The following is a 15,323-nucleotide window of genomic DNA, read 5'->3' on the forward strand; positions in this document are numbered from 1 at the left end:
GGTGCTTGTTACCGATGGCGGCCGCTTCGGCCCGGTCAACGCGGGCTGATCGTCACGCGCCAGCCGTCGCCAGCGCCTTGCGTCTCGCAACGCACCGGCAGAAACGCCTCGATGACCTGGAAGTTGGTGCGGGCATGCTCGGTCAGCTCGGTGAAGCCGTAGGCGGCGGCGCGGCCGCTATCGTGCACCGCCAGCGCCAGCGGCAGGGCCAGTTGGTCGGCCAGGTGCGGGCCCACCGCCGCAGCACTCGCCTGGAAAGCGCGCAGCTCGGCCACCACCGCCGCGGCCACGCTTTCGGCACTGCGGTTCTTCTCACCGAACGCGGTGACCAGCTCGGTCACCTGCTCATAAGCCAGCGTCGCCATCAGCGCGTTGCCGGGGCCTTCGTCTTGTCGAACAGCCGGCGTGTGCAGCTGGTCGGGCGACCAGCCCATCGCTTCACCCAGCGTCGACAGCTCTCGGTTGGCCACGCCACGCGACAGGCCCGGCACCAGGCACTCGGCATACGCCTCGCGCAGTGCGCCGCGATGCAGCAGGTCGAACGGCTGCAGGCCATGCTCGGCCGGCGCGATCGTCGCCACCGCTTCGCCGCCGCCGGCGGGATAGAAGCCGTGCCGACGCAGTTGCAGCGCCAGGCCCACGCCCATGCGCTTGAGCAGCGGCGCGAAGCAGCGCTCGATGAAGTGAAACGGCGGCGCCATCGGGTTGTGGGTGCCACCGCTCAGCTCGATGCGGCTGGACGCCTCGGCGCGCATCAGCACCGGCAACACCGTCTGCAGCACCAGCGTGCAACTGCCGGCCGTGCCGACGGCAAAGCGGTAGTCACCGGCCCGCACCGCGCCCGGCTCGAACTGCAGCGCCGACGAGCCCAGCTCGGCGCCACTGACAGTGGCCCCGCTGACCGCCTGAGCGGCCTGCACGCACGACAGGTGCTGGCGCATCAGCCCGGGCTTCGCGCGCTTGGCACGGATGCTGTGGATGCGCAGCGGCTGGCCGGTGCACATCGCCAGCGCCAGGCCGGTGCGCAGGATCTGGCCCCCGCCTTCGCCGGCGGAGCCGTCCAGTTCAATCATGTGGTTTCTCCCTCTTCCTTGTTTCTCGTCGCTCGATCGAAGCGTGCCCGGCCGAGCGCCGGGCCGCTCCCAAGCCAGCCGGGTGCCCCCTCGGGGGGCGCTTGCGGTACCCCGCAAGCGGGGGTCAACCTTTTACGCAGACCACCTGCTTCAGCGTGTGCACCACCTCGACCAGGTCCTTCTGCGCGTCCATCACCGCGTCGATGTCCTTGTAGGCCATCGGGATCTCGTCGATCACGTCCTTGTCTTTGCGGCATTCGACGCCTTCGGTCGCCGCGCGGTGGTCGGCCAGCGTGAAGCGGCGCTTGGCTTCGCCGCGGCTCATCGTGCGGCCGGCGCCATGCGAGCAGCTTTCGAAGCTCTCGGCGTTTCCCTTGCCGCGCACGATGTAGCTGCGCGCGCCCATGCTGCCCGGGATGATGCCCAGCTCGCCCTTCTTCGCGCTCACCGCACCCTTGCGGGTCACGAACACGTCTTGGCCGAAGTGCGTTTCTTTCTGCACGTAGTTGTGGTGGCAGTTCACCGCCTCGATGTGGCTCTGGAAGTTCTTGTGCAGCACGGTCTTCGCGGCCTCGATCACGCGGCGCATCATCACCTCGCGGTTCTGCTTCGCGAACTTCTGCGCCCAACCCACCGCACGCACGTAGTCACCAAAGTAGCGCGCACCCTCTTCGAAGTACGCCAAGTCACGGTCCGGCAGGTTGGCGTTGTTGCGCAGCGCGTCCTGCTTGGCCAGCTCGATGAACATCGTGCCGATCGCGTTGCCGACACCGCGCGAGCCCGAGTGCAGCATGAACCACACGGCGCCTTCCTCGTCGAGGCAGACCTCGATGAAGTGGTTGCCCGTGCCCAGCGTGCCCAGGTGGTTGCGGTGGTTGGTCTTCTCCAGCTTCGGGTAGTCGCGGCACAGCTCGGTGAACTCGGGCTCCAGCTGCGACCAGGCGGTGTCCACCGCGCCGGGGATCTTGCCCCACGCACCGGGGTCACGCGCGCCGGGCGAGCGGCCATGCGGCACCGCACGCTCGATCGCCGAACGCAGGGGCCCCAGGTTGTCGGGCAGGTCTTCGGCACGCAGCGTGGTCTTGCAGGCCATCATGCCGCAGCCGATGTCCACCCCCACCGCGGCCGGGATGATCGCCTTCAGCGTCGGGATCACCGAGCCGACGGTGGCACCGATGCCCAGGTGCACGTCCGGCATCGCCGCGATGTGCTTGAAGACGATCGGCAGTCGCGCGGCATTCGCCAGCTGGCGCTTGGCTTCGTCTTCGACCGGCACGCCGCGGGTCCACATCTTCACCGGCACGCCGCCGGGAATGGTTTCTTCGTTGTAGTTTTGTTGTTCCATGGTCAGTACCTGAGAAAAGAGATGTCTCGCTGCGACGAGATTCGATGAAACGTATCGTGCTCTACCGCTGAGCTACGGTCCCGTTGATAGGGGACCGGCGGGGATCGAACCCGCGACCACGAGCACCCAAAGCTGTAGTTCCATCTGCATTCGCAGCGCGACATCAAAAAATATGGCGCGACAAGAGGGCGCAAGACAACTGCCGGTCCGGTTGCCCGGTTGGGGGATCGAACCCCCACGGCTCCAATGTAGTCCTGCTGGCATTCGCGCTTCGAACTCTTCTGCTTCAACGGCTCTCGGGTGGCGACGAGAGAAATGGTGAGACTTTGATCGGGAAAGGATGTAGTCCACACCAAGCATTCGCCACCCGACAGCCGTCGAGGTTGGATGGGTGCCGCAGGCGACCAGGTTCACAAGAGCGGCCGGCCGGTTGCCCGGCTGCGGGCTTGCGGGCCCGCGTGGCCAATGGGTGCTGTATTCCTGTGTGCATTCGCCTGCGGCACCGTCCTCACCTCCCAGTGACTTTCATCTTCTTCATTGCACGTTCAACGAGATCTTGTCGATCTCGCCGACCCAGTGATCGGCGCCGATCTGCCCTTGGGCGAACTGCGCCACCTGCGTGAACACCGCGTCCGAGAAGCCGCCGACATTCATGATGTCGGCGCGCTCGGCCGCCTGCGTGGTGCCGTGCGGCTGGATGTCGATGCAGACCAGCTTGGCTTGCGGGCAGCGCTGCTTCAGCTCCGCCCACTCGCGCATCGTCTGCGTCGCCCCATGGCGGCGCGCGTCGACCCACGACTCGTTGTCCGAGACGAGGATCACCACGTCCACCTGCGCTTTCTCCCAGTTCAACCAGGTCAGCGGCGCGCTGCAGTTGGTACCCCCACCCCCGATGGACGCCAGCGCCTTCGCGTTGGTCATCACCGAGTCGCGGGCGTTCAACGCCAGCTTCACCACGCTCTGCTCGAACGGCATCACCCGCGCCGACGGGTTCTTGCGCAACACCGCCGCCGCCACCAGGGCCGCAACGTCGATGCAACGCACGCTCGACGTCGCCGAACCACGGTGGCCCGTCACCGCCGAGCTCATCGAGCCCGACACGTCGGGGCACACCACCACACGGCCATCGAACGCCGGCACGTTGGCCAACGCCGCTTCCATCGCGTCCTGCAGCGCATCGCGAACGATCACCGGCACCGTGTCGCCGGTCGCCATGAAGGCCGACATCAGCTGGTACGGCAGCACTCGCGCCTTCGCCACGGCCTGCGGGTCACGCAGCTTGGCGGCGATCACCTCGGCCATGCCATCGACACCGAACACACCGTGACGGGCAAAGGTGTTCAGGTTCTGACGCACCATCTGCCACGACCCGGCGCGGGCGATCTGCGCCCACTGCGCAGTGCTCAACTGCAACGCGGTCAGCATCTGGAACGGCACATCCGGCACGTCCATCGACGCCGCCACACCCAACGCCATGCCACGCTTGAAGCGTTCAAACGCTTGCGTGATCGGCGGCAGCTGAGCCTCGACGAACGGCTTGCCCAGCAACCAGGCAAACCAGGCTGCGCGCCAGGCCTGCGCCGGCGCCGGGTGGACCATCTTCACCACGTCGGCCAACGACGGCGTGTTGCCCACCGAAGCCGCCAGCAGCTGCTTTTCGCTCGCGCTCAACAGCCAATGCTGGACCAGCTTCTTCGGGCGCGAACCGAGCGACTTGCGACCCACGACACCACTGCGCACGATCTGCACGAAGTTGCGCAGCATCTTGCCGCTGTCGACCACACGGCCGAACACATCGTTCAGCAGCGCCACATCACGCACCGCCAGCGTCGCAGCCAGTAGCGCCGGCATGTCCTTCATGTGGCCAGCTGAGCGAGCGTAGATCGCCGTCTTCGCGACGAAGGCCGGGTCCACCTGCTGCGCCAACGCCAGCACCTGGTCGAGCTGGGTTTCAGCATTGGCATAGAAGGTCTGGCTCAGGCAACCAGTGGCCGCCAGCTGCGCCAGCTGGTGACGCGGGCTCAGCGCATAGGCGGGCGCGCCGTGGTGGTTGGTGGCCTTCGCCTGAGGCAGCAGCGCACCCTTGCTCGAATGAAACAGCTGGGTGTTGACCATGGTGTTCTCCTTGTTCTTGCATTCAACTTTTGTGCTTCTTCTATTGCAACGGGTGTGCCAGGTTGACCAGCCAACACCTCAGGCGCCTTCTATCTTGTTGATTTAAAAGGACTTATTTCCATCTCATCGCAAGAGTTCACGCACAGCGCGCTGCAACAACTCGACCAACTGCTAGCATTCAAGCTAGCCATTTATCTGTATCGCCATGCCAAAGAAGACTGTCGTGATCGGCTTTCTCGGCACCCAGCTCGATTCGGGCCAGGGCGCCGGGCGGTGGGAGAAGTGGCGCCCCACCGTGTCGCTGGCCCAGCACGAAGACACCCTCGTGCATCGGCTGGAGTTGATCTACACGCCGACCCACGCGGCCCTGGCGCAGCGCGTGAAGCAAGACATCGCCACCGTCTCGCCCGACACCGAGGTGCGGCTGGTCGAGATGGCCATCGCCGACCCATGGGACTTCGGCGAGGTCTACGCCGCGCTGTACGACTGGACACGCGGCTACCGCTTCGACACCGACCGCGAGCAGTACTGGACGCACATCACCACCGGCACCCACGTCGCGCAGATCTGCATGTTCCTGCTGGTCGAATCGCGCTTCATCCCCGGCGTGCTGCTGCAGACAGCACCACCGAAGAAGCAGGTGCAGGGCGACCCCGGCAGCTATGCGCTGATCGACCTCGACCTGTCGCGCTACGACGCACTGGCACAGCGCTTCGAAGCCGAGCAACGCAATGCGGTCGATTTCTTGAAGAGTGGCATCGCCACGCGCAACAGACGATTCAATGCGCTGATCGACGAGATCGAGCGTGTCGCCGTGCGCTCACGCGCGCCGATCCTGCTGACCGGGCCGACCGGCGCGGGCAAGTCGCACCTCGCGCGCCGGATGTTCGAGCTGAAGAAGGCGCGGCATCAGATGAAGGGCGAATTCGTCGAGGTCAACTGCGCCACGCTGCACGGCGACGGCGCAGCGTCCACCCTGTTCGGCCACAAGAAGGGCTCGTTCACCGGCGCGGCGGCCGACCGCGCCGGCCTTTTGCGCACCGCGCACGAGGGCGTGCTGTTTCTCGACGAGATCGGCGAGCTGGGCCTGGACGAGCAGGCCATGCTGTTGAAGGCGGTGGAAGAAAAGCGCTTCTTCCCGATGGGCAGCGACCGCGAGGTCACGAGCGACTTCCAGCTGATCGCCGGCACCAACCGCGACCTGCGCATCGACGTGGCAGCCGGGCGCTTCCGCGAAGACCTGTACGCCCGGATCAACCTGTGGTCGTACACGCTGCCCGGCCTTGCGCAACGGCCCGAAGACCTGGAACCGAACATCGAGCATCTGCTGGCGCGCGCCGCCGCCGAGTCGGGCCGCGCGGTTCGCTTCAGCGCCGAGGCCAAGGCACAGTACCTGCGCTTTGCGCAATCGCCCGAAGCCACCTGGCCGGGCAACTTTCGTGACCTGTCGGCCAGCGTTTCGCGGTTGGCGACACTGGCGGATGGTGGCCGCATCTCCAGCGCGCTGGTCGAGGCCGAGTTGCAGCGGCTGCGCTGGCATTGGCAGCACGCGGGCTCGGCCGGCGCGCCCGAAGGCGCCCGGCTCGACGCGCTGATGGGCGAAGAAGCCCTCGACGCGCTGGACCTGTTCGACCGCCTGCAGCTCGAAGCGGTGGTCCGCGTGTGCCGCGAATCGAAGACGCTGTCGGATGCGGGGCGCAAGCTCTTTCACCGCTCGCGTACGCAGCGCAGCGTGGTGAATGACGCCGACCGTTTGCGCAAGTACCTGCAGAAACACGGGCTGAGCTGGGACGCGGTCTGCTCGCATTGAGCACGGGCCGTCGTCTTCGAAACAACAAACTTCGGCGCGACCGCTTGACGCGCTAGTGAAGAGTCTTTACAGTCCGAATCCTGTTGCAGCCATTGGGGCTGCTGCACCCAGATCTCAAGCAATCATTCACTGAAGCATTCATCGTGAAATCCCTAGGCCCTATCACCCACAACGCGCTGACCCAGTCGGGCCAGTGGGCGTTCGTGCGTGCCGCCTTTGGCAACGGCCAGCTGGCCGTCGTCACGATGAAGCATCGGCACGCCAGTCCGAGCCTTCGACCCATGGGGTCGAACGGTTGTGAGGATTGGTTGCCACCGGGCGAGGGAGGCGCGTAGGCGCACACCCCTTCCAACTCGAACACACGTCGAGGCCCGGATTCCAGCAAGGATCCGGGCCTTTTTGTTTCTCGCATGCCCTGAAGGGTTTGCACTACCGGTCGGCCGATGGTCGCCCCGACGCACAGCGGTGCATCGGCCTGCTCTTTAACAAGTTGCCGCGAGGACCGCTGCTCACATCCCGAGCAGCGAGTCCTTGCAAATTCAAGCGGATGTAGCTCAGTGGGAGAGCGCGACCATGCCACGGTCGAGGCCCCGGGTTCGATCCCCGGTTTCCGCTCCAAGTCTCATGGCGGGTGTGCTTCGGCACCACGGTCATGCAGCGCCTCACAAAGTGCAGAGGCGATCGGGATGTGCGCCGCGGGGACGCCCACGTCGTGCAGCGAGTCAGCGCTTTGGCGGTCACCCGCCCTCGCGCTGGAGCACAACCGCGATGAGATTTCTCATGGAACAACACAAGCCCTCGTCGAGCTCACGCTTCGAGGGTGGAAATCGGCCGCAACGATTGGGCGGCACCGGAACCCGTCACCGGACACTTCATGGGGGGTGTAGCTCAACTGGAAGAGCAGCCGCCTTGCACGCAGCGGGTTGCGGGTTTGCTCTGACCGGCTCGCCGGTCAGGACGTTGCACAGCAACGGGCCGCAGGCCGAGCGTAGCGAGCATGCCTGTCATCTCCACCAAAAATAGTCTATTCATCTGCCTCGTTAACTCAGCGGCCAGAGTGCCGGCCTGTCTAGCCGGAAGCCGCGGGTTGCTCGCGCTACGCGCTCGGCCTTCGGCCCGTCGCAAGCGACGTCCTGCTGGGCAAGCCCAGCAGAGCAAATCCCGCACGGGGCGCCAATTCATTTCCTGCCTTCTTAGCTCAGTTGGATTCAGAGCGCCGGTCTACGAAGCCGGAGGTCGCACGTTCGAGTCGTGCAGAAGGCGCCAATTCATCAACCCACAGCACACCACGGAGGTCAACATGCTGTCATTGAAATACATGGTCGAAGACAACAAGCAGGTCACCTTCGTGCGCTTCAAGGAAGGTGAGCTGTGGTACCGCACCGAAGACGGGTTCGATTTCCCGGTCCCAGTCGCCGATGTCGGCAATGCAACGATGTTGGCGCGAGACAAGGCGCTGCTCTTCATGCGCTACATCCGCAGGCAGATCGACCTGCTGAACCGGGCTCGCATCGAGAGCCGGATGCTGGCGTAAGCCGAAATCCAGAGATTGGGTGTGTGGCAGAGCGGTCGAACGCGCCTGGCTGTAAACCAGGTTCCTAAAGGCACGGTGGTTCGAATCCATCCGCACCCACCACATTGCGGGCGTAGCTCAGCGGTAGAGCTTCTGTCTTCCAAGCAGCGTGTCGCGCGTTCGATTCGCGCCGCCCGCTCCAACACTTTCATTCACGAGTGCGTAGCTCAATTGGCAGAGCACCGGATTCCAAATCCGACGGTTCGCGGTTCGACTCCGTGCATGCTCGCCACTCTTTCCATCTCGGGATAGCCAAGCGGTCGAAGGCGGCGGATTGCAAATCCGCTGGCGCATGCCCACGCCGGTTCAAATCCGGCTCCCGAGTCCATTCCCCGATAGCTCAGTTGGTAGATGCGTCCGGCTGTTAACCGGAAGGTCCGCGGTTCGAACCCGTGTCGGGGAGCCAATCAAACAACCTCGCGTAGCTCAGTGGTAGAGCACCGTCTTGATAAGTCGGTGGTTGCGCGGGCAAGCCCGCGGCCCTCGGCCCGTGACTGCGTCACGTCCAACGCCTGAAGGCGTTGAACCTACCCACCCGCGGGGACCCAAGTTTCGTCTCGGTGTAGCGCAGAAGGCAGCGCGCATGTTTCGGGAGCATGAGGTCGCAGGTTCGAAACCTGCCGCCGAGACCAATCCCTTCACCAAAGGTGCGCTCAGGTGTGGCCGTAGCTCAATGGCAGAGCCGCGGATTGTGGGTCCGCTGATGTCGGTTCGACTCCGACCGGTCACCCCTGAGCGCATCGATTCAATCAACCCCCTCGTGGCGGAAATGGCAGACGCAACGGTCTCAGAAGCCGTGGCCGCAAGGCATGCTCGTTCAAGTCGAGCCGAGGGGACCATCACCATTTGGGAGAGCTGCCCGATCGGTAAGGGGTCGACTTGCTAAGTCGAAGCCGGCGTGAAAACGCTGAACAGGTTCGACTCCTGTGCTCTCCGCCAGAAGCTGACAACAGATACGCCGCGGTAGCTCAGCCGGTAGAGCACCGGTTTGAAGCACCGGGTGCGGGGGTTCGATGCCCTCCTGCGGCACCAACACCGAGTCGAGACGAGACGACTCATTTCAGTCCAAGGAGACCATCATGAAGAAGCATCAACACGCCGACCAGTTCTGCTTTCGAGGTCACGAGTAAGCGGCGCAAAGGCTTCCCGTCGGAAACCGGCGTGAAGCGTGGCATGCGCACGGTGCGCGGCGACAAAGAGCTTCTGGAGAAGCTCGGCCGCAACGATCCGTGCCCATGCGGATCTGCGCTCAGCTTTCAAGCGCTGCTGCCTGCGCAGCGGCTGCTTTTGACGGATCACTGCGCAATGACTACCACCGCGAGTGACGCCCTCTGAACGGGTCCGATAGCTCAGTGGCAGAGCAGAGCCCTCATAAGGCTCAGGTCGGTGGATCGTTCCCACCTCGGACTACCAATCCAGGCGAGCTCTCGCGGCTCACCATCTATGTCTCGTTCGTCTAACGGTCAGGACACGACGCTTTCAATGTCGGAACACGGGTTCGACCCCCGTACGAGATACCAACTTCGTGGGTGTAGCTCAAGGGTAGAGCAGCCGGCTTTTAACCGGCAGGTCAGGGTTCGATCCCCTGCGCCCGCACCATCTTCAACAACCGGGGTGTAGTCGAGTGGCCTCAGACAGCTGGCTTTGAACCAGTGAACGCAGGTTCGCTCTGCTGCGAAGCAGCAGGACGTGGCTTGCCACGTGCCGAAGGCTGAGGGCGGAAGCCCGAGCAATCCTGCCGCCCCTGCCACCAAACAGCCCCCTAGCTCAGAGGCAGAGCAGCGCCCTTACAAGGCGACGGTCGGGATTTCGAAATTCCCGGGGGCTACCAGATTCTTGCGCCCGTAGCGCTCAAGGAAACGAAGGGCCGCTCCCGAGTTCCTTGATCCCCTCGGGGGCGGGCTCGGCTTGCCGAGACCTGGGGCGCCGTGACGGAAGAGCGCGGCTCTCCGAAGGCCGAGGCCGGTGATTCGAACTCACCCGGGCGCACCACCATTCGAACAACAACAAGGAGAACAGCCATGGAGCTGATGAAGAACGTCCAGGGATGGACCGAGGGCGTCGAGGTGGATCACCAGGCGCTGTCTCAAATCCGAAACATCGCGGGCCTGCCGATCGTGGCGGGCCACGTGGCCATCATGCCGGACGTGCACCTGGGCAAGGGCGCGACCGTGGGCTCGGTGATCCCGACCCGCGGCGCGATCATCCCGGCCGCCGTCGGTGTCGACATCGGCTGCGGCATGTGCGCGGTGCGCACCGACATGACCGCCAACGACCTGCCGGCCAGCCTGGCCGCCGTGCGCTCGGCGATCGAGGCCTTGGTGCCGGTGGGCTTCGCGGCCCACGACAAGGAAGTGAACCCGACGCACGAAGCCGCGCATGGCAAGGTGCTGAAGCAGCGCATGGACGCGCTGTTCCTGCGCTTCGAGAAGCTCTCGATCCTGCAAGTGCTCGGCTCGCTCGACGCACGCCGCATCTGGAAGCAGATCGGCACGCTGGGCGGTGGCAACCATTTCATCGAGCTGTGCCTGGACGAGGCCGGCGCGGTGTGGGTGATGCTGCACTCGGGCTCGCGCAACATCGGCAAGACGATCGGCGAAGCGGCCGTGGGCATGGCCCGCGAAGCCTGCGTGAAAGCAGGTGTCGGGCTGCCCGATCGCGACCTGGCCTGGTTGAACGAGGGCACGCCCGAGTTCCACCAGTACGTCGAAGCCTTGCAGTGGGCGCAGGACTACGCAGCGCTGAACCGCGATCTGATGATGTTCCGCGTGATGCGCGCCTTGCGCGAAACGCTGGGGCGCGAGATCGGCTCGACCAAGGAAGCGATCAACTGCCACCACAACTACGCGACTGTCGAAGAACACTTCGGGGCGAAGGTGTGGATCACCCGCAAGGGGGCAGTGAGTGCGCGCGAAGGTCAGCTCGGGATCATCCCCGGCTCGATGGGCGCCAAGAGCTACATCGTGCGCGGCAAGGGCAACCCGTTGGCGTACTGCTCGTGCTCGCACGGCGCGGGCCGACGCCACTCGCGTGGTGCGGCCAAGCGCTTGTTCGACCTGGACGCGCTGGCGGCGCAGACCGCCGGCGTCGAGTGCCGCAAGGACGAAGGCGTGCTAGACGAGATACCCGGTGCCTACAAGGACATCGACGCGGTGATGGCCGCGCAAGCGGACCTGGTGAGCGTGGAACACACGCTCAAGCAGGTCTTGTGTGTGAAAGGCTGACGGGGTCGCTGGTGTGCTCCGTCAGCCACGACAAAAGCTGAGAGGAGAACGTCATGCACCAGCATGTACTGCAACTGGACATTCAAGGCACGCCGCAGCGTTGGATCACGCTCGAGCACGCCGCTCTGCATTACGCGACCGACACGGTGGCGTGGACCGATGGCGACAGGCCGCTGACCACGCTGCGCGGCGGCATGAACGCGGCCACCGGCCGCCAATCGCTGATCGAGGTGCACCCGATCATCGCGCTGCGCGGTGCGCCGCGCATCAACCTGTTCGATGTGACGCCGTCGATGGCGAAGCTGAAATTGTTTCGCCGCGACCGCCACACCTGCGCCTATTGCGGCCAACGCTTTCATGAACGAGATCTGCAATGCGAACACATCGTGCCCGAATCACGCGGGGGCGGCTGGACCTGGATGAACCTGGTCACCGCGTGCGGCGCCTGCAATGGTCGCAAGGCCAACCGAACGCCGGAAGAGGCGAGCATGCCGCTGCTGTACCTGCCGTACGTGCCGAGTCGCTTCGAGGATTTTTTGCTCGAAGGCAGGCACATCCGCGCCGACGTGCATGACTGGCTGGCTTCGCGCCTGCCGAAAGGATCGCGCCTGAGCTGAGCTCGGGCGCCAATGAGTCTGCCGTGAAAGGCAAACGCTCACAGGTTGGGGGTACCACCCCACCGGTGTGCGGTGACCGGGCCCGATGTCAAAGGGCTCGTCGCTGCCGCACATGCCGCGTTGCTGGAAACGGCCGTCATGGTGATGAAGTGGTTTCCCGCAAGGGTCTGGGTTCGACTCCCGGCATCTCCGCCACTGGATAGCTCAGTTGGGTAGAGCAGCGCATTCGCCATGCGTAGGTCGCAGGTTCGACTCCTGTTCCACATCTGGCCTGAAAAACCAGACCCAGTGTCAACCGGTCGCAAGACCACGCCGAACGTGAACCGTGGGCGAGCGTCGCAAGGCGCGAACCCAGAGGTTCATCAGCAGGGCCGCTTGCGCGGCGAGCACGCGGGGTTTCGTGCCCACGTTCCACTTCACCGGCTGACTGGGAGGCAGCTGGTGCGGTGCAGCGTGACGCCCGGGCCTTGGCATTCGCCGCCCGCGACCCTGCTGTAACGGCACCCATTTCCATCGACACCCCATCGACACGACATCACGAATCAAGGAGGGACACCATGCTGTTCACGCGTGTCACTGTGAAGAAGAACGAGCGCGGCCTGCTGCTGCGCAATGGCGATTTCGAGCGCGTGCTGCACCCCGGTGAACACCGCTTCTCCAGCTGGAAGGACGAGCTGCGCGTCGAGACCTTCGCGCTCGAACAAGCGGCGTTCAACCACGGGCTGGCCGACTACCTGATGGCCAAGGAGCCCGAGGTGGTCGAGGCCGAATTCGTGCGCGTCGAACTTGGCGAGCACCAGGTCGGCCTGCGCACCGACAACGGTGTGCTGGTCGAAGTGCTGCCGCCCGCCACGCGGCGCCTGTACTGGAAGAACGGCCTGGTCGATGTGAAGGTCGAGGTGGTCGACATCGGCTCCTCGGTCGAGGTGGCGCCCGCGCTGGCGGCGCGCTTCGTGCAGACGCAGCTGCGTTCGCGCCCGGTGGCGGGCCTGGCGGGTGTGCTGCAGGTGCAGGTGCCCGACCACGGCGCCGGCATCCTCTGGGTCGACGGCCACATCGAGCGTCTGCTGGTGGCCGGCTCGTATGCGTTCTGGAAGTTCAACCGCAACGTGACGGTGGAGCTGGTGGACCTGCGGCTGCAGGCGCTCGAAGTCACCGGCCAGGAGATCCTGACCCGCGACAAGGTGGCGCTGCGGCTGAACCTGTCGGCCACCTGGCGCTTCACCGACGTGCTGCAGGCCTACACCCAGCTGCAAAAGCCTGCGGACCACCTGTACCGCGAGCTGCAGTTCGGCTTGCGCGCCGCGGTGGGCACCCGATCGCTCGACGAGCTGCTGGAGAACAAGACCGTGATCGACGAGGTCGTGACCGCGCAGGTCAGCGCCAAGCTCGGGGCCTACGGCATCGAGCTGGACGGCGTGGGCGTGAAGGACATCGTGCTGCCGGGCGAGATGAAGACCATCCTGGCCCAGGTGGTCGAGGCCGAGAAGTCGGCCGAGGCCAACGTGATCCGCCGCCGCGAGGAAACCGCGGCGACGCGCTCGCTGCTCAACACCGCGAAGGTGATGGAGGGCAACCCCGTTGCGCTGCGCATGAAGGAGCTGGAGACGCTGGAACGCGTGGCCGAACGGATCGACAAGATCTCGGTCTTCGGTGGCCTGGACCAGGTGCTCAACGGGCTGGTCAAGCTGCGCTGAACCGCGTGGTCATTCGCTTTGCAGGGCGCCTTCGGGCGCCCTTTTTTCTTGGCACTTGCTTCCTTGCAGACAATCGAATCACGGAGGATCCATGAACACTTCGCCTTTGGACAACGTCGCCCACCCGATCGAACCGCAGATCCGCGCCGAGATCCTGCGCAAGCTCGCTGCGGTCGAGGCCGAGCACGACGTGCGCGTGCTGTACGCCTGCGAATCAGGCAGCCGCGGCTGGGGCTTCGCCTCGCCCGACTCGGACTACGACGTGCGCTTCATCTTCGCGCGGCCGGTGCGCGAGTACCTGCGCATCACGCCGACGCGCGACGTGATCGAAGAGGTGCCCGGCCCGGTGTTCGACGTCAATGGCTGGGACCTGCGCAAGGCCCTGCAACTGCTGGCCAAGGGAAACGCGACGCTGATCGAATGGCTCAGCTCGCCGGTGGTCTACCGGCAAGACGACGGCTTTGTGCAGCGCCTGCGCGAAGCGGCTGCCGCGGTGTACCAACCGATCCGCTCGTTCCACCACTACGCGGCCATGGGCCGCGGCAACTTTCGCGAGTACCTGCAGGGCGAGCAGGTGCGGGCCAAGAAGTATCTCTACGTGCTGCGGCCGCTGCTGGCCGCCAAGTGGGTGCTCGAGCGCGACGACGCACCGCCGATGGCTTTCGAGCCATTGGTGCGAGCGATGGTGACCGACGTGGCGGTGCAGCGCGACATCGATGAGCTGCTGGTGATCAAGCGCCGCAGCGGCGAGCAAGAGTGGTTGCCAGCGCGGCCGGTGCTCAACACCTACCTCGAGCAACTGATGGCCGATCTGGCCGACGCCCAGCCGGCGATCGGCCAGCCGGACATGCACACACTCGACCAACTGCTGGCCGAAACCGTGCTGTCGGGCCGCTGAGATGCCGAAAAAGAAGGGAGCCAGGGCCAGCCTGGCTCCCCGAATGCCTGATGGCAACTGCGGGCCTCATGATACTGTGATTTCATACAGCATCCTGGCTTGTGGCGTCGTGCCGGCTGAAACGCGCGGCTGCCCAAGGCGTCACCTCAAGCGCCGATCGCCCCCAACCCGCGGGCCAGCAGCATCAGCGAGACCACGGCGCTCAGCGCCGCGAAGCTGCGCTGCAAGGTGGGCCCGCTGAAACGGCCCGCCAGGCGGCGCCCGGCCAGCAGCGCCACCATCGCACCCATGGCGAAGGGCCAGGCGATCGACCAGGGCATGCTGCCGTGCAGCGTGGCCGAGGCGACGCCGGACACCGACACCAACGCGATCACCGCCAGCGAGGTGCTGACGATGCTGTCAGGGGCCAGGTCGGAGTAGCGCGTCAGCGCCGGCACGATGACGAAGCCGCCACCAACGCCGAGCAGCCCGCTCAGCATGCCGGACACCATGCCGGTCGAGGCCAGCACCATGCTGCAGGGCCGCGTCCAGATGAAGCGACCGGTGCAGGGGTTGCGCACGCACGGTGGCTGCGCCAGCCGCTCCACCGGGGCCGAACGGGCCGCGCGGCTGCGCTGGTACATGCCCCAGGCCGACCAGCCCAGCACCAGCGCGAAGACCAGCGTCAACGGCCCGTTGGGCACCCGCTGCGCCAGCCAGACGCCCCAGGGCGCCAGCAGCACGCCGGCGCCGCCGATGACCATGGCCGCGCGGTAGCGGACCCGCCCTTCCCGCAGGCCCAGCGCCGCGCCGACGGCCGACGCCAGGCCCACCGCCAGCAGCCCCACCGGCGCCGATTCGGCCAGCCCCAGGTGCAGCGAAAACACCAGCAGCGGCACCGCCAGGATGCCGCCGCCCGCGCCGGTCAGCGCGAGCGTGAGGCCGACGAGCGCGCCCAAAGACATCGCGGCGATCAGCATCGCCGCCCCAAC

The 15,323-nt window shown here is 65.5% G+C and carries 11 protein-coding genes and 20 tRNA genes; 27 read left to right on the top strand and 4 right to left on the bottom strand.

What is annotated here, in order from left to right; translation table 11 throughout:
- Positions 1-35 precede the first annotated feature (35 nt).
- The 3 genes from rtcA to ACE3SG_RS18340 form a co-directional block, all read right to left on the bottom strand.
- Positions 36-1,073, bottom strand: coding sequence for an RNA 3'-terminal phosphate cyclase (gene rtcA, locus ACE3SG_RS18330; RefSeq protein ID WP_374567460.1), 1,038 nt, complete (start codon positions 1,071-1,073; stop codon positions 36-38).
- A gap of 124 nt (positions 1,074-1,197) precedes the next feature.
- Entirely contained in the window at positions 1,198-2,418 is a 1,221-nt protein-coding gene (locus ACE3SG_RS18335; RefSeq protein ID WP_374567462.1) for an RtcB family protein, read from the bottom strand.
- Positions 2,419-2,952: 534 nt separating this feature from the next.
- Positions 2,953-4,533: an RNA-binding protein gene (locus ACE3SG_RS18340; RefSeq protein WP_374567464.1), complete on the bottom strand. Its 1,581-nt coding sequence runs from the start codon at positions 4,531-4,533 to the stop codon at positions 2,953-2,955.
- Between the two features lie 205 nt (positions 4,534-4,738).
- Between ACE3SG_RS18340 and rtcR the strand changes: the two genes are divergently transcribed.
- The 27 genes from rtcR to ACE3SG_RS18475 all read left to right on the top strand — a co-directional run bounded on the left by rtcR (position 4,739) and on the right by ACE3SG_RS18475 (position 14,352).
- A complete protein-coding gene (rtcR, locus tag ACE3SG_RS18345; protein WP_374567466.1) occupies positions 4,739-6,343 on the top strand; it encodes an RNA repair transcriptional activator RtcR in 1,605 nt (534 codons plus the stop codon).
- 543 nt (positions 6,344-6,886) lie between these two features.
- A tRNA-Gly gene (locus ACE3SG_RS18350) sits at positions 6,887-6,961 on the top strand.
- A gap of 416 nt (positions 6,962-7,377) precedes the next feature.
- Positions 7,378-7,519 (top strand) — tRNA-Asp (locus tag ACE3SG_RS18355).
- 11 nt (positions 7,520-7,530) lie between these two features.
- Positions 7,531-7,609: transfer RNA gene (locus ACE3SG_RS18360), tRNA-Arg, on the top strand.
- Positions 7,610-7,643: 34 nt separating this feature from the next.
- The gene (locus tag ACE3SG_RS18365; protein WP_374567468.1) at positions 7,644-7,877 is read left to right on the top strand and encodes a hypothetical protein; all 234 of its coding nucleotides are present in this window, start codon (positions 7,644-7,646) and stop codon (positions 7,875-7,877) included.
- Positions 7,878-7,894: 17 nt separating this feature from the next.
- A tRNA-Tyr gene (locus ACE3SG_RS18370) sits at positions 7,895-7,979 on the top strand.
- Between the two features lie 4 nt (positions 7,980-7,983).
- Positions 7,984-8,058: transfer RNA gene (locus ACE3SG_RS18375), tRNA-Gly, on the top strand.
- A gap of 14 nt (positions 8,059-8,072) precedes the next feature.
- Positions 8,073-8,148, top strand: a tRNA-Trp gene (locus tag ACE3SG_RS18380).
- 10 nt (positions 8,149-8,158) lie between these two features.
- Positions 8,159-8,244: transfer RNA gene (locus ACE3SG_RS18385), tRNA-Cys, on the top strand.
- 1 nt (position 8,245) lies between these two features.
- Positions 8,246-8,322 (top strand) — tRNA-Asn (locus ACE3SG_RS18390).
- Between the two features lie 150 nt (positions 8,323-8,472).
- A tRNA-Pro gene (locus tag ACE3SG_RS18395) sits at positions 8,473-8,548 on the top strand.
- 27 nt (positions 8,549-8,575) lie between these two features.
- Positions 8,576-8,646, top strand: a tRNA-His gene (locus ACE3SG_RS18400).
- Positions 8,647-8,670: 24 nt separating this feature from the next.
- Positions 8,671-8,755 (top strand) — tRNA-Leu (locus tag ACE3SG_RS18405).
- A 10-nt stretch (positions 8,756-8,765) separates the two neighbouring features.
- A tRNA-Ser gene (locus tag ACE3SG_RS18410) sits at positions 8,766-8,855 on the top strand.
- Positions 8,856-8,873: 18 nt separating this feature from the next.
- Positions 8,874-8,948: transfer RNA gene (locus ACE3SG_RS18415), tRNA-Phe, on the top strand.
- A 141-nt stretch (positions 8,949-9,089) separates the two neighbouring features.
- Positions 9,090-9,251: an SEC-C metal-binding domain-containing protein gene (locus ACE3SG_RS18420; RefSeq protein ID WP_374567470.1), complete on the top strand. Its 162-nt coding sequence runs from the start codon at positions 9,090-9,092 to the stop codon at positions 9,249-9,251.
- A gap of 3 nt (positions 9,252-9,254) precedes the next feature.
- Positions 9,255-9,329, top strand: a tRNA-Met gene (locus tag ACE3SG_RS18425).
- A gap of 32 nt (positions 9,330-9,361) precedes the next feature.
- A tRNA-Glu gene (locus ACE3SG_RS18430) sits at positions 9,362-9,436 on the top strand.
- 5 nt (positions 9,437-9,441) lie between these two features.
- Positions 9,442-9,515: transfer RNA gene (locus tag ACE3SG_RS18435), tRNA-Lys, on the top strand.
- Between the two features lie 11 nt (positions 9,516-9,526).
- Positions 9,527-9,666, top strand: a tRNA-Gln gene (locus ACE3SG_RS18440).
- A gap of 6 nt (positions 9,667-9,672) precedes the next feature.
- Positions 9,673-9,747, top strand: a tRNA-Val gene (locus ACE3SG_RS18445).
- Positions 9,748-9,839: 92 nt separating this feature from the next.
- Positions 9,840-9,908, top strand: a tRNA-Ser gene (locus ACE3SG_RS18450).
- Between the two features lie 29 nt (positions 9,909-9,937).
- Positions 9,938-11,140, top strand: coding sequence for an RtcB family protein (locus ACE3SG_RS18455; protein WP_374567472.1), 1,203 nt, complete (start codon positions 9,938-9,940; stop codon positions 11,138-11,140).
- Positions 11,141-11,193: 53 nt separating this feature from the next.
- On the top strand, positions 11,194-11,757 hold the full coding sequence (locus ACE3SG_RS18460; protein ID WP_374567474.1) for an HNH endonuclease: 564 nt from the start codon (positions 11,194-11,196) through the stop codon (positions 11,755-11,757).
- A 197-nt stretch (positions 11,758-11,954) separates the two neighbouring features.
- Positions 11,955-12,020 (top strand) — tRNA-Ala (locus tag ACE3SG_RS18465).
- 294 nt (positions 12,021-12,314) lie between these two features.
- Positions 12,315-13,454, top strand: coding sequence for a slipin family protein (locus tag ACE3SG_RS18470; protein WP_374567476.1), 1,140 nt, complete (start codon positions 12,315-12,317; stop codon positions 13,452-13,454).
- Positions 13,455-13,545: 91 nt separating this feature from the next.
- Entirely contained in the window at positions 13,546-14,352 is an 807-nt protein-coding gene (locus ACE3SG_RS18475; RefSeq protein WP_374567478.1) for a DNA polymerase beta superfamily protein, read from the top strand.
- Between the two features lie 146 nt (positions 14,353-14,498).
- On the opposite strand, the gene ACE3SG_RS18480 is transcribed toward ACE3SG_RS18475, so the two are convergent.
- Positions 14,499-15,296: a sulfite exporter TauE/SafE family protein gene (locus tag ACE3SG_RS18480; RefSeq protein WP_374567480.1), complete on the bottom strand. Its 798-nt coding sequence runs from the start codon at positions 15,294-15,296 to the stop codon at positions 14,499-14,501.
- Between the last annotated feature and the right edge of the window lie 27 nt (positions 15,297-15,323).

The organism is Ideonella sp., from assembly GCF_041914305.1.
In the GTDB taxonomy this organism is placed as follows: Bacteria; Pseudomonadota; Gammaproteobacteria; order Burkholderiales; family Burkholderiaceae_C; genus Ideonella.